Annotated in this window: 11 protein-coding genes; 4 read left to right on the top strand and 7 right to left on the bottom strand. The window is 71.1% G+C overall.

Going from position 1 to position 12,864, the window contains the following annotated elements; all coding sequences use genetic code 11:
- The first annotated feature begins 124 nt into the window (after positions 1-124).
- Positions 125-2,998, top strand: a complete 2,874-nt coding sequence (gene secA, locus QDS12_RS13335; protein ID WP_279879552.1) for a preprotein translocase subunit SecA — start codon at positions 125-127, stop codon at positions 2,996-2,998.
- Positions 2,999-3,100: 102 nt separating this feature from the next.
- On the opposite strand, the gene QDS12_RS13340 is transcribed toward secA, so the two are convergent.
- The gene (locus QDS12_RS13340) at positions 3,101-3,613 is read right to left on the bottom strand and encodes an Rv3235 family protein (protein WP_279879553.1); all 513 of its coding nucleotides are present in this window, start codon (positions 3,611-3,613) and stop codon (positions 3,101-3,103) included.
- Positions 3,610-4,215, bottom strand: coding sequence for a LysM domain-containing protein (locus QDS12_RS13345; protein ID WP_279879554.1), 606 nt, complete (start codon positions 4,213-4,215; stop codon positions 3,610-3,612). The genes QDS12_RS13340 and QDS12_RS13345 overlap by 4 nt, the downstream gene beginning before the upstream one ends.
- Before the next feature lie 142 nt (positions 4,216-4,357).
- On the opposite strand from QDS12_RS13345, the gene QDS12_RS13350 reads away from it, so the two are divergent.
- Complete coding sequence (locus tag QDS12_RS13350) at positions 4,358-5,866, top strand: glycosyltransferase family 39 protein (RefSeq protein WP_279879556.1); 1,509 nt, start codon at positions 4,358-4,360, stop codon at positions 5,864-5,866.
- A complete protein-coding gene (locus QDS12_RS13355; protein ID WP_279879557.1) occupies positions 5,863-6,399 on the top strand; it encodes a hypothetical protein in 537 nt (178 codons plus the stop codon). Before QDS12_RS13350 ends, QDS12_RS13355 begins: the two co-directional genes overlap by 4 nt.
- Positions 6,400-6,453: 54 nt before the next feature.
- Here the strand turns inward: QDS12_RS13355 and QDS12_RS13360 are convergent, their stop codons facing one another.
- The 5 genes from QDS12_RS13360 to QDS12_RS13380 are packed head-to-tail and all read right to left on the bottom strand — an operon-like array spanning position 6,454 to position 11,684.
- Positions 6,454-6,795 (bottom strand): sec-independent translocase, encoded by a 342-nt coding sequence (locus tag QDS12_RS13360; RefSeq protein WP_279879558.1) that lies wholly within the window; start codon positions 6,793-6,795, stop codon positions 6,454-6,456.
- A 3-nt stretch (positions 6,796-6,798) separates the two neighbouring features.
- Positions 6,799-7,953: a P-loop NTPase gene (locus QDS12_RS13365; RefSeq protein WP_279879560.1), complete on the bottom strand. Its 1,155-nt coding sequence runs from the start codon at positions 7,951-7,953 to the stop codon at positions 6,799-6,801.
- A gap of 11 nt (positions 7,954-7,964) precedes the next feature.
- Positions 7,965-8,504 carry a DUF1003 domain-containing protein gene (locus QDS12_RS13370; protein ID WP_279879561.1) on the bottom strand — a complete coding sequence of 180 codons (540 nt, stop codon included), beginning with the start codon at positions 8,502-8,504 and terminating at the stop codon, positions 7,965-7,967.
- Positions 8,497-9,756 carry a CBS domain-containing protein gene (locus tag QDS12_RS13375; RefSeq protein WP_279879562.1) on the bottom strand — a complete coding sequence of 420 codons (1,260 nt, stop codon included), beginning with the start codon at positions 9,754-9,756 and terminating at the stop codon, positions 8,497-8,499. Before QDS12_RS13375 ends, QDS12_RS13370 begins: the two co-directional genes overlap by 8 nt.
- 23 nt (positions 9,757-9,779) lie before the next feature.
- Positions 9,780-11,684, bottom strand: a complete 1,905-nt coding sequence (locus tag QDS12_RS13380) for an endonuclease/exonuclease/phosphatase family protein (protein WP_279879563.1) — start codon at positions 11,682-11,684, stop codon at positions 9,780-9,782.
- 104 nt (positions 11,685-11,788) lie between these two features.
- Here QDS12_RS13380 and QDS12_RS13385 point away from each other — a divergent pair, with 104 nt between their 5' ends.
- On the top strand, positions 11,789-12,856 hold the full coding sequence (locus tag QDS12_RS13385; protein ID WP_279879564.1) for an endonuclease/exonuclease/phosphatase family protein: 1,068 nt from the start codon (positions 11,789-11,791) through the stop codon (positions 12,854-12,856).
- The last annotated feature ends 8 nt before the right edge of the window (positions 12,857-12,864 follow it).

Below are 12,864 nucleotides of genomic sequence, written 5' to 3' on the forward strand. Positions count from 1 at the left end.
ACCTCGCCCGGGAACGCGCCGTCGGGTAGGACCGTTGAGCACGCGTAGGTAGAGTTACTCGGCGGTGCCTCGGCACCGTCACCATGCCGTCAACCGCCGGCTATCCGCTAGGAGTCAGACCACCGTGGCCATTCTCGACAAGCTTCTCCGCATCGGCGAGGGCAAGATCCAGCGCCAGCTGGAAGGCATCGCCAAGGCCGTCAACGCCATCGAGGACGACTTCGTCAAGATGACCGACGCCGAGCTGCAGGGGATGACGGCCGAGTTCAAGCAGCGGCTCGCCGACGGTGAGACGCTCGACGACCTGATGCCCGAGGCGTTCGCGACCGTGCGCGAGGCCGCGAAGCGCGTCATCGGCCAGCGGCACTACGACGTCCAGGTCATGGGCGGCGCGGCGCTCCACCTCGGCAACATCGCCGAGATGAAGACCGGTGAGGGCAAGACGCTCGTCTCGACCCTGCCGGCCTACCTCAACGCGCTCGCCGGCAAGGGCGTCCACGTGGTCACCGTGAACGACTACCTGGCGACGTTCCAGTCCGAGATGATGGGCCGCATCCACCACTTCCTCGGACTCACCGTCGGTGTGGTCACCCCGGACATGACCCCCGACCAGCGCCGCGAGGCCTACAACGCCGACATCACGTACTCGACCAACAACGAGCTCGGCTTCGACTACCTCCGCGACAACATGGCCTCCTCCATCGAGGAGTGCGTGCAGCGCGGCCACTTCTTCGCCGTCGTCGACGAGGTCGACTCGATCCTCATCGACGAGGCGCGCACGCCGCTCATCATCAGCGGCCCCACCGAGGACGACGTCCGGTGGTACGACGAGTTCGCCAAGATCATCGCCAAGATGGAGCGCGACGTCGACTACGAGGTCGACGAGAAGAAGCGCACCATCTCCGTCCTCGAGGGCGGCATCTCGAAGGTCGAGGACCACCTCGGCATCGAGAACCTCTACGACTCGGTCAACACGCCGCTGATCTCGTTCATGAACAACGCGATCAAGGCCAAGGAGCTGTTCCACAACGACAAGGAGTACGTCGTCATGAACGGCGAGGTGCTCATCGTCGACGAGCACACCGGCCGCATCCTGTCAGGCCGCCGCTACAACGACGGCCTGCACCAGGCGATCGAGGCGAAGGAGGGCGTCGAGGTCAAGGAGGAGTACCAGACCCTGGCGACCGTCACGCTGCAGAACTACTTCCGCATGTACGACAAGCTCTCGGGCATGACCGGCACGGCGATGACCGAGGCCAGCGAGTTCGACAAGATCTACAAGCTCGGCGTCGTCCCGATCCCGACCAACAAGCCGATGATCCGCAAGGACCAGCCCGACCTCGTCTACCGCACCGAGGAGGCGAAGTACGACGCGGTCGTCGAGGACATCGCCGAGCGGCACGCCAAGGGCCAGCCGATCCTCATCGGCACGGTGTCGGTCGAGAAGTCCGAGTACCTCTCGAACCTGATGAAGAAGCGGGGCATCCCGCACACCGTCCTCAACGCCAAGGTGCACGCCGACGAGGCGAAGATCGTCGCGCTCGCCGGTCACAAGGGCGCCGTCACCGTCGCGACCAACATGGCCGGTCGAGGCACTGACATCATGCTGGGCGGCTCGGTCGAGTTCCTCGCCGACCAGGAGCTGCGCAAGCAGGGCCTGGAGCCGTCGGGTGAGACGGCCGAGGCCTACGAGCAGGCCTGGCCCGGCATGATCGAGTCCATCAAGGGCCGCGTGGCCGCCGAGCACGAAGAGGTCAAGGAGCTGGGCGGCCTCTACGTCGTCGGCACCGAGCGCCACGAGTCGCGCCGCATCGACAACCAGCTGCGTGGTCGTTCCGGCCGTCAGGGTGACCCGGGCGAGTCCCGGTTCTACCTCTCGCTCGAGGACGAGCTGATGCGGCTCTTCAAGTCCGACTGGGTCGACCGCGTGCTCCGTGTGCTGCGGGTGCCCGACGACGTCCCGATCGAGGCCAAGAACGTCACCAACGCGATCGCCAACGCCCAGGGCCAGGTCGAGTCGCAGAACTTCGAGTCCCGCAAGAACATCCTGAAGTACGACGACGTCATGGACCGTCAGCGCAAGGTGGTCTACGCGGAGCGTCGCGAGGTGCTCGAGGGCGCCGACATCGAGGAGCAGGTGCGCGGCTTCATCGACGACGTCGTCGCCGGCGTCGTCAACGCCCGCACCCAGGAGTTCTCCGAGGAGTGGGACCTCGAGCAGCTCTGGACCGACCTCAAGCAGCTGTGGCCCGTCACGCTCGACCACGACCAGCTGGCCGAGGAGGCCGGTGGCAAGGCGCACCTCGACCGCGACGAGCTGATCGAGGCCCTGCGTCAGGACGCCCAGGCCGCCTACGACGCCCGCGAGGCCGAGATCGGTGAGGACGTCATGCGCGAGCTCGAGCGCCGCGTCCTGCTCTCGGTGCTCGACCGCAAGTGGCGCGAGCACCTCTACGAGATGGACTACCTGCGCGAGGGGATCTACCTGCGCGCCTACAGCCAGCGCGACCCGCTCGTCGAGTACCAGCGCGAGGGCTTCGAGATGTTCTCCGCCCTGATGGACTCCGTCAAGGAGGAGGCCGTCGGGTTCCTCTTCAACCTGGAGGTCCAGGTCGAGGAGGAGCAGGAGTTCCACTACCACGCCGACGGCACCCGCCACGCCGGCCCGATGCACGAGGGCGCACTCGCCGAGCCGCCGGTCGCGATGGGCGTCGAGGGTGCCGACCTGACGGACATCTCCGCCGCGCTCAAGGCCGCCTCGCCGCAGATCCGCGCCAAGGGCCTGCAGACGCCGTCCGCGCCGCAGCACCTGTCCTACTCCGCCCCGGACGAGCAGGGCGGGCAGTCGGTCAAGGCTGCGCCGGTCAGCAAGGCCGACGACCCCTACGCCAACGTCGGCCGCAACGCGCTGTGCCCCTGCGGCTCCGGCAAGAAGTTCAAGCAGTGCCACGGGCGTCCGGGCGGGCCGACCGGCCTGACCACGCGCGTCAACGGCTGACCACCGCGTAGGTCTCGATACGCCCGCTCGTTCCTCGCGGGCTGCTCGACCAGCGATCTCTCGCTGGTCGAGCAGCGAGCGCCTTGCTGGGCGTATCGAGACCTAGGCGAACTCCAGCGCGGTGCACACCCAGCGGCCGTCGCGGCGCTCGAACCGGGCCGCGACGGCGCGCGAGCGCTGTCCGTAGCGCAGGTGCAGTCCCGCCTCGACGATCCCGGCGTCGACGAAGCAGGTCCGTACGCCGACGACGCGCGGCCGGACCGGCTGCACGCGTGCCTGGCCGGGCTGGTGACCGCCGGCGCGGGCGACGAGCTGGGCGCGGCGATTGAGGTCGGCGTACACCTCGGGCGAGGACCAGCGCAGCAGCTGGGTGGCCGGCCGGTCGCCGCCCACGATCTCGACGGCTGCCTGCGCGAACCGGCACGACCACGCCTCCGCCTCCCGGCGTGCCCGTCGGTCGATCCGCACCACGTCGGCGCCCCCGCCGGGGCGGGCGGCCCGGACCGTCGGCGGCTCCTGGCGGGGTTGGAGGGCCAGCGCCAGCGTGCCCTGCACGCTCGCGACCGGCGCCGACGGCGCGAGCGGGACCAGCGAGGTGCGGGACGGTTCGGTCATGACGGCTCCTCGAGGTGGTCGGGCAGCACCAGCTGCTGCCCCGGGTGGATGAGGGACGGGTCGTCGCCGACGACGACCCGGTTCTGCGTGTAGAGCTCGTGCCAGGCCGCCGTGATGGCGACGTCGTTCGCGTCGGGAGGGAGATGGCCGGCGGTGATCGCCCACAGCGAGTCGCCGGGACGGACGACGACCACGCGGTGCGCCTCGGCGGGCAGGTCCATCGCCCGGGCGGGGAACGGCAGCCCGGCGACGACGACCGGCGGGCCGTGCTGCGGGTCGACCCCCGCAGTGGCGAGCGCGGGGCCTGCCGTCGCTGACAGGGCGACACCGCACGCCCCCAGCACGAGCCGGCGCAGGACGGCGGGGACGCCGGGCGCGGCGCGGGCAGCCGGCACGGGGGAGGCCAGGGCCTCGACGACGACGGCGACCGTGCACACCCACGCCCAGATCGCGCACGCCGCGGCCACCGCCGCGCACCCGCCCACCAGGGCGCCCTCGAAGCCCGGGCCGCGGTCGACGACGGTCGGGAGCAGCAGGCGCAGCGCCGCCGCGGCCAGCCCGGTCGCGGCCAGCAGGACGAGGAAACAGCGCAACGGTCGCATAGGACGCACCTTCCGAGATGTGTGCGTTTGCTTGTGTTTGCCATTGAAAGGTGCGATTAGCCGATCGTCAATGGCCAGGTCGCCGGGTTGTGGAAGGAGTGCGTTCAGGCTCGGTTCATGCTGATGCACTTACCGTCGTTCCATGCGACGCAGGGAGGTGACGACGCGAGCGGGCGGGTACCCCGTCCCCATCCGAACCGCGCTGCGCCTTCCCCTGATCTCGACCGTCGTCCTCGCTCTGGGGACGGCGGTGCTTCGGCTGCCCTACCTGCACCGACCACTCTCGCCCGACGAAGGCGGCTTCCTCCTCCTCGCCGGCCAGTGGTCGCCGGGTTCCTCGGTCTACGGCGACTACTGGGTCGACCGGCCGCCCCTCCTCATCGGGATCTTCGAGCTGGCCGGCTGGCTCGGCGGCGGAGCCGGCCTGCGCGCCCTCGGCATGGTCGCCGTGGCGGTCTCGGTCGTGCTCGCCGGGGTGATCGGCCGCCTCGCCGCGCCCGGACGCCGGTGGGCGGCGACGCTGACCGCGGCGACTGCGGCGGTCTTCCTCTCGACGCCGCTGTTCGGCACCCGCGAGGTCAACGGCGAGATGCTCGCCGTCCCGTTCGTCCTCGCCGGACTCGTGGCGGTGCTGCACGCGGTCACGACCGAGTCCCGAGCCACGGGCTGGTGGGCAGGTGCCGGGATCCTGGCCGTCTGCGCGGTCGCGGTGAAGCAGAACATGGCCGACGTCGTCGTGGCCGGCGCGGTCGCGCTGATGTGGCAGGCGCGGGCGCGCGGGCTGCGCCGGACGGCGTACGACGCCCTGGCGGCTGTGGCGGGCGGCGTCGCTGCGCTGGTCGCGTTCCTGGCCTGGGCCGAGGCCCGCGGCACCGAGCCGCGGGCGCTGTGGGACGCCGCGGTGTCGTTCCGGTTCGAGGCGGCGTCGGTGATCTCCACCGACGACCCGCACAACACCACCGACCGGCTGCGCGGCCTGGTGCGAGCCTTCCGGCTCAGCGGAGCGCCCCTGCTGCTCCTGCTGCCGCTGCTGCCGTTCCCGCGCGCCCGCGAGCGGGGCTGCCTCCCGTTCGTCGCCGCTGCCGTGCTCCTGTGGGAGATGGTGGGCGTGGCGGGCGGTGGCAGCTACTGGTGGCACTACCTGATCGGCCTGGTCCCGGGACTCGTCCTCCTCGTGGCGGCGCTCGCGCGGCACCGTCCGGGCCTCCAGGTGCCGGTCGTGGCGGTGCTGGCGCTCGCCGTGGTCATGGCGGTGCACACCGCCGTGTTCCACCCGGGGCCGAGTCGCGAGGCGCGTGAGAACGAGGCAGCAGGGGCCTACCTCGCCGCCCACGCCCGTCCCGGCGATACGGGCGTCGTGGCCTTCGGCGTGCCGTCGATCCTGCAGCGGGCAGGCCTGGAGAGCCCCTACCGCTACCTCTGGAGCCTGCCCGTGCGGGTCCGGGACCCGGAGCTCACGGAGCTGACCCGCGTGCTCGAGAGCCGCGACCGGCCGGACTGGGTGGTCGTGGCCGGAGACACCCTCGAGACCTGGGGCGTCGACCCGGCCCGCGCGCAGCAGGTGCTCAACACGCGCTACCGGGCCGACGTGACGATCGGCCGCTGGCACCTGTTCCACGTCATGACGGGTCGTGGCACCCTGAGCGGGTGACCTGGGAGGAGGAGCTCTTCCAGCTCTTCGACGACCTCGAGGGGCAGGCGTCGGCGTCCTTCGCCCTCGAGCGTGAGGCCGAGCTCGCCGACCGACGCCGGGCCGAGTACCAGCAGGTGACGCTGGCCGGCCGTCTGATGGCCTCGCTCGACCGGGAGCTGACGCTCGAGGTAACGGGCGTCGGCGCTGTCTCCGGCGTCCTCGAGCGGGTCGCCACCGGGTGGCTCGTCCTCCGCGGCGCCGGTCAGGACTGGGTCGTCAGGGACGCGGCGGTGACGGCCGTCCGCGGGGCGAGCGAGCGGGCGCTTCCGGCGGTCGCCTGGCCAGCCGTCGCCGCGCTCGGTGTCGGCTCAGCGCTGCGGCGCCTCGCCGACGCGGGGGAGCGATGCGTCTTCCACGGCACGGACGGCAGCCGGCACGAGGGCGTGGCCCGTCGGGTCGGAGGAGACTTCGTCGAGGTGGCGGTGGGGGAGCCGGCCCAGCTGGTGCTGGTGCCGTTCGGCACCCTCGCGGCCGTGCAGAGCCGCGACTAGCCGTACCGCTCGCGGCCGACCCCGAACCGGCTACCTGACCGGCTACCTGACCGGTTACGTCGCGTCGGCGTCGTACGGCGGCCGCTCGCCGTCGCGCAGCGGCCGCTGTCGGACCGCCGCCTGCGCGGCGGCGATCTCGTCGAGGTCGGCCTCGGCGAGCACGGCGTCGATCTGCTTGCGGATGAACACGCGCGGGTCGAGGTCGCGCAGCTCGAGGTCGGAGTACTCGGGTCCGAGCTCGTCGCGCAGCTGGTCGCGGGCGCCGTCGGCGAACTGCTTGGCGCGGCGGATGAACCGACCCGCCTGTCGTGCGAAGTCGGGCAGCCGCTCCGGCCCGAACACGAAGATCGCCACGATGACGATGACTGCCAGCTCAGGCAGCCCGATACCGAACACGTACTAGAACTTACTCGTCGGGGTGAGGCCGAGCTGCATTCCTGCCAAACCTCGTGAGCGACCGGCGAGTCGTTCCGCGACCTGGAGGAGCTCGGCGGCCGCAGCGGCGGTCGGGTCGGCCTCGACGACGGGCTTGCCGACGTCGCCGCCCTCGCGCAGCGACGGCTCGAGCGGGATCTGGCCGAGCAGGGGCACCTGGGTGCCGAACCGCTTCGACAGGGTGTCGGCAACGCGGGCGCCGCCGCCGGAGCCGAAGACGTCGATCTTGTGCTCGGGGCCGCAGTGCGGGCAGACCAGGAAGGACATGTTCTCGACGACGCCCACGACCCGCTGGTGCATCATCTCGGCCATCGTGCCGGCGCGCTCGGCGACCTCCGCGGCCGCCTCCTGCGGGGTCGTGACGACGAGGATCTCGGCGTTCGGCAGGTGCTGGCCGAGCGAGATCGCGATGTCGCCGGTGCCCGGGGGCAGGTCGAGGAGCAGCACGTCGAGGTCGCCCCAGTAGACGTCGGCGAGCATCTGCACGAGCGCCCGGTCGAGCATCGGACCGCGCCAGGCGACGACCTGGTCGCGCCGCGGCTTGAGCATGCCGATGGAGATCACCGAGACGCCGGAGGGCGTCGGGACGGGCATGATGAGGTCGTCGACCTGGGTCGGCCGGGCGTCGGCCACACCGAGCATGGCGGGCACCGAGTGGCCGTAGATGTCGGCATCGACGAGGCCGACCTTGAGACCCTGACGCGCCATCGCGACGGCGAGGTTGACCGTGACGGACGACTTGCCGACGCCGCCCTTGCCGGACGCGATCGCGAAGACCTTGGTGAGCGAGCCGGGCTTGGCGAAGGGGATCTCGCGCTGCACCGCGCCGCCGGAGAGGGAGTTGCGCATCTCGGCGCGCTGCTCGGCCGTCATCACGCCCAGCTCGAGGTCGACCGCCGTCACGCCGTCGACCTTGTCGAGGGCGGCCGTGACGTCGCGGTTGATGGTGTCCTTGAGTGGACAGCCGGCGACGGTGAGCAGCACCTTCGCGTGGACGACCCCGGAGTCGTCCACGGACACGGAGTCGACCATGCCGAGCTCGGTGATCGGGCGCTTGATCTCAGGATCGTTGACGGTCGCCAGCGCAGCGCTGACGCGGTCGAGAAGGGTGCTGCTCACGAGCCCCAAGCCTACGTGGTGGGGCGATCCAGCTCCGAGTCAGTCTCCTCACCGATTTCGTCTGTTCCGTCACGTCGCTCGTCCAGCTCCTGCAGGAGGGCCCGCAGCTCCGAGCGCAGGTAGTCGCGAGTGGCGACCTCGCCCAGCGCCATGCGCAGAGAGGCGACCTCGCGGGCGAGGAACTCCATGTCTGCCTGCGCCTGCGCGTTCACCCGGCGGTCCTGCTCGGCGATCACGCGGTCACGGTCCTCCTGGCGGTTCTGCGCGAGCAGGATCAGCGGAGCGGCGTACGACGCCTGCAGGCTGAGCATCAGCGTGAGGAAGATGAACGGGTAGGTGTCGAACCGCTCGGGGCTGATGTTCCAGAGGATCCAGACGATGACGAAGGCGGTCATCCAGAGGAGGAACCGCGCGGTGCCCATGTAGCGCGCGAACTTCTCCGCGAAACGACCGAACGCGTCCGGGCTGAGGCTGGGCCGGCGGACGAGCTGGCGGCGGACCTCGCGCGGGGTGTCGAGCCGGGCGCGGGGCTCGGAGCGGTTCTCAGGCATGCCGCACCGCCCGGTCGCGCCAGTTCTCGGGGAGCATGTGGTCGAGCAGGTCGTCGACGGTCACGGCGCCGACCAGGTGGCCCGCCTCGTCGATGACCGGCGCCGCGACGAGGTTGTAGGTCGCCAGGTGCGCCGCGACCTCGTCGAGGGTGTTATCGGGCCGGAGCGACTCGAGCTCGCTGTCGAGGGCGCCGGCCACCAGCGTGGACGGTGGTTCGCGCAGCAGCCGTTGGATGTGGGCCACGCCCAGGAACTTGCCGGTCGGGGTCTCCAACGGCGGCCGGCAGACGTAGACGAGCGCGGCCAGCGCCGGCGTCAGCTCCGGGTTGCGCACGTGGGCGAGCGCGTCGGCGATCGTGGCGTCAGGGCCGAGGATGACCGGTTCGGGCGTCATCATCGCGCCCGCGGTGTTCTCCTCGTAGGACATCAGCCGCCGGACGTCCTCGGCCTCCTCGGGCTCCATCAGCTCGAGCAGGGTGGCGGCCGTCTCCGGCGGGAGGTCGGCGATCAGGTCGGCGGCGTCCTCAGGGGACATCTCCTCGAGGACGTCGGCGGCGCGCTCGGAGCCGAGGAGCGCGACGATCTCGACCTGGTCGTCCTCGGGCAGCTCCTCGAGGACCTCAGCGAGGCGCTCGTCGTCGAGTCCCGCGACCACCTGGTGACGCCGCTCGGCGGGTAGGTCGTGGATCATGTGGGCCGCGTCCGCCGGCCGCATCTCGTTGATGGCGTGCAGCAGGTGGGTCGCCGGCTGGGTGGGGGAGCGGCGGGTCAGCCCGATGACGTCGCTCCACTCGACGACGTGGGTCTGCCCGCGCCGGCGCAGGGCGGCGCGTCCCTTCGAGGCCTGCTCCTCAACCGCGACCCGGGAGAGCACCCAGTCGCGGTTGCGGGCCTGCTCCATCGCGACGTCGTAGACCGTGCCGGTCACGCCGCTGCTGACGATCGTGACCTGCCGGTCGAGCATCTGCCCGATCACCAGCGTCTCGGTCGAGCGCTGCTCGAAGCGGCGCATGTTGAGCAGGCCTGTCGTGTAGACCTGGCCGGCGTCGACGTTGGTCACCCGCGTCATCGGCAGGAACACCCGGCGCCGTCCGAAGACCTCGGCGACCAGGCCGAGCACGCGTGGCTGGCTGCCCTCGATCCGCAGCGTCACCACGACGTCGCGCACCTTGCCGACCTGGTCGCCTTGGGGGTCGAAGATCGGCAGGCCGACGAGGCGGGCCAGGAAGACGCGGGACGGGGTGGTGCTCACAGGTGAACGCTAGCGGTCGGGTGTCAGGGCGTGACGAAGACGTTGAAGTCCTGCGTCGTCCGCGTCCGGCTGCCGGCGACGACCGGGTAGCCGAGCACGCCGGTGACCAGGTTCGCCACGTCGGCCGTCCGGATCGGCTGTGCGCCGGTGTAGCCGACCCGCGACGAGGCGGGCGAGCGGTAGGCCGGGTTGAGGTGGTAGAGGTCGGTCGCGGCCGGCACGCCGTGGCCCCAGACGACGAACGGCACCTGGTAGTTGGTCAGCGCCGTCCCCTGGGCCGCCCGACGGTGGCCGCCGGAGTCGGCGGTGAGCACGACCAGCGTCGAGCGGGCGAGCCTCGGGTTGCGGTGGATCGCGGTCAAGATGCCGCCGATCCTCTTGTCGAGCCTCGTGAGCTCCTTCAGGTAGGACCGGCTGAGGAAGCCGCTCTTCTGCCCCGTGGTCCGCAGCCCCTCGAACTGGACGACCGACACGGTCCGTGCGTGCCGCTTGAGCTGGGCATTGAGCACCTTGGCGGCCGATGTGTCGCTCGAACGCACGCTGGCGACGCTGAGCTTGGCCTTGCCGAAGGCCACCCCCTGCCGGTCCTTGGCGCCGTGGGCGGCGTCGTAGGAGCGCCTGACCAGGGCCGCGGAGGCGTCGGACGAGGTGAAGCTGGTCGAGCCGCCCCAGTCGTGGACCGAGTCGAAGAGGGTGGGCACGTAGTGGCCGGTGGCCGCGCGGACGGTCGCGCGCCCCTTCCGGTGGGGCTGGTCCTTCCGCCAGGTGACCCCGTGGCCGCCGTAGGGCTTCGCGGCGGGACGGCCCGAGAGCAGCGAGACCAGGTTGGGCAGGCTCGCCGACGTCTCGGCGTCGGTGCGGGCGTTGAGGGTGGCCGCGCCGGCGGCCATCATGCGGCGGATCTGCGGGGCGTGGCGGGCGTAGCGGCCGGTGAGCGCCGCCGCCGGCAGGCCCTCGATGTCGAGCACGACGACGTGCTTGATCCCCGACCGCTGAGCTGCGAGCGGCTGGATGCTCGCGTCGGCGAACACCAGCGGGTGGTCGGTGGCCTGCTTGACGTACGGCGTCCGAAGCTGCTGGTAGCCGCTCCACACGACGTCGGACGTGCCGAGGATCCAGTCGATCTGCGGGGACGGCGGCAGCGTGCACGCGCTGGCGGTGCGAGTGCCGCCGTTCGCTGCGCGCAGGGTCGACTTGCCGGTGAAGCGGCAGTAGAAGCTCCGCCGGTCGTTCATGTCGCCGGTGAACACGATCGGAATGCTGGGGTGCTGGGCCCGCAGCGCGTTGAACGTCCGCGCCTGGATGTCGACCGACTGGTCGCGGTAGCGCTGCGCGTCGCCCTGGGTGTCGGCCGGGTTGTGGGTGTTGGTGACGTAGACCTGCTGTCCGGTGATCCGGTTCTGCAGCAGCACGATCGGCTTCGGCACGTTCTTGCCGCGGAAGTAGGGGGCGTCGTAGTAGGTCTCCGACAGGGCCGTCCAGCGGTCCTTGCGCCAGGCGATGCTGTTGCCGTCGACGTTCACGCTGTAGCTGCCGTCGGTGCGGCCCGGGAAGATGTCGTAGGTGGCGCCCATCTCGGCCTTGAACTGGGCGATCTGCGGATACTGCATCTCCTGGAAGCCGATGATCTCGAGGCCGTTGGCGCGGATCAGCTGGTCGGCCATCTTCTGCCGCGTGGTGCCGTCCGCATAGCCCTTGCGGTCGCCGCCGGGCCCGGTGTGGCCGGCGCCGAGCACGTTGAACGTGCTCACCCGGAAGCGCGTGGGTCCCGGTGGCTGCGCCGCGAGCGAGACGTTGGCACTCGGCTCGAGGGCGGCGGTGGTGGCCGGTCCGTGCGCCACGACGAGCGTCGCGGCGGCGACGGCACCGACGGTGAGCGTGCCCGTGAGGGCGCCTCGGACGCGGAACGAGCGGGCTCGTCGGGTCATCTGGGCCTCCGGGGAAGTCGGCAGCAGCGCATTGATACTAATGTGACTGGTGGGATTTGGGGTATGGGGCCGGCCGGTCACCGGTCATCGGTGACAATGAGCCAGTGCCCCGCCCGTCCCGCCCCGTGGTCCTCGACGTTCTCGTCCTGGTCGCCATCGCGGCCGTGATCGCGGGCCTGGTCGTGCTCCAGGTCGTGAGGAAGCCGAGCGACGACAGGGCCACGCCCTCCGCTCAGCGCTCCGACGGTCCGGTCACGCACTCCTCGCTCGGACCGAGCCCGACGCCGACCGTCACGCCGAGCCCGCCTGCTCCCGCTCCGTCGACGTCCGCGGCACCGACGACGGGAGCCGTACCGCAGCCGGGCGCGCAGGCCTCGCAGCTGGCGCAGTCGGCCCAGTCGGTCGCGGCGACGCCGTCGATCTTCCGGATCGCGACGTTCAACGTGCTCGGCGCCTCGCACACCCGCAAGGGCGGCGACTCGTTCATCCACACGCCCTACCAGAAGCGGATGGGGTACGCCGTCCGGGCGCTCACCCATGCGGTCGTCGACGTGATCGGCTTCCAGGAGTTCGAACCCCCGCAGGCGTCGGCCTTCGCGAGTCAGATGGGCTCCGCATGGGGGATGTTCCCCGAGCCGGGCAGCCATGCGGCCGACGGACGCCAGACCATCGCGTGGCGGCAGGAGACGATGGAGCTGGTGCAGACCAGCACGCTGACCTACCCCTACTTCCACGGTCAGACGATCCACACGCCCGTCGTGAAGCTGCGGGTGCGGGCGACCGACGACACGTTCTGGGTCATCAACGTGCACAACCCGGCCACCGGCTGCGCCGTCTGCGGCGGCAACAACGACCGCTGGCGCAAGGCGGCCGTCGCTCACGAGATCGCCGCGATCAAGACGCTCGGCGCCGACGGCACGCCTGTCTTCCTCGTCGGCGACATGAACTCCAAGGGGCAGTTCTACTGCGAGATGTCGGCAGCGCTCCCGCTCGCCTTCGCCGCGGGCGGCAGCAACGGGAGCGCCGGCTGCCGGCCGCCCAGGCCGACGCCGATCGACTGGATCCTGGCGACCCGGGGTGTGGGCTTCTCCGGCTACCTGAGCGACGACAGCGCGCTCGTCGACGCGTCGAGCGACCACCCGGTCAACTCGGTGACCGCGATGCTGCCCTAGGCCTAGGC

The organism is Nocardioides sp. CER19 (genome assembly GCF_029846275.1).
Taxonomy (GTDB): Bacteria; Actinomycetota; Actinomycetes; order Propionibacteriales; family Nocardioidaceae; genus Nocardioides.

Bases quoted from the DNA above. Each gene is read 5' to 3' on its own strand.
- QDS12_RS13350 (WP_279879556.1), top strand. From the start codon at position 4,358: ATGCGACGCAGGGAGGTGACGACGCGAGCGGGCGGGTACCCCGTCCCC.
- QDS12_RS13340 (WP_279879553.1), bottom strand. From the start codon at position 3,613: ATGACCGAACCGTCCCGCACCTCGCTGGTCCCGCTCGCGCCGTCGGCG.
- QDS12_RS13380 (WP_279879563.1), bottom strand. From the start codon at position 11,684: ATGACCCGACGAGCCCGCTCGTTCCGCGTCCGAGGCGCCCTCACGGGC.
- QDS12_RS13370 (WP_279879561.1), bottom strand. From the start codon at position 8,504: ATGCCTGAGAACCGCTCCGAGCCCCGCGCCCGGCTCGACACCCCGCGC.
- QDS12_RS13345 (WP_279879554.1), bottom strand. From the start codon at position 4,215: ATGCGACCGTTGCGCTGTTTCCTCGTCCTGCTGGCCGCGACCGGGCTG.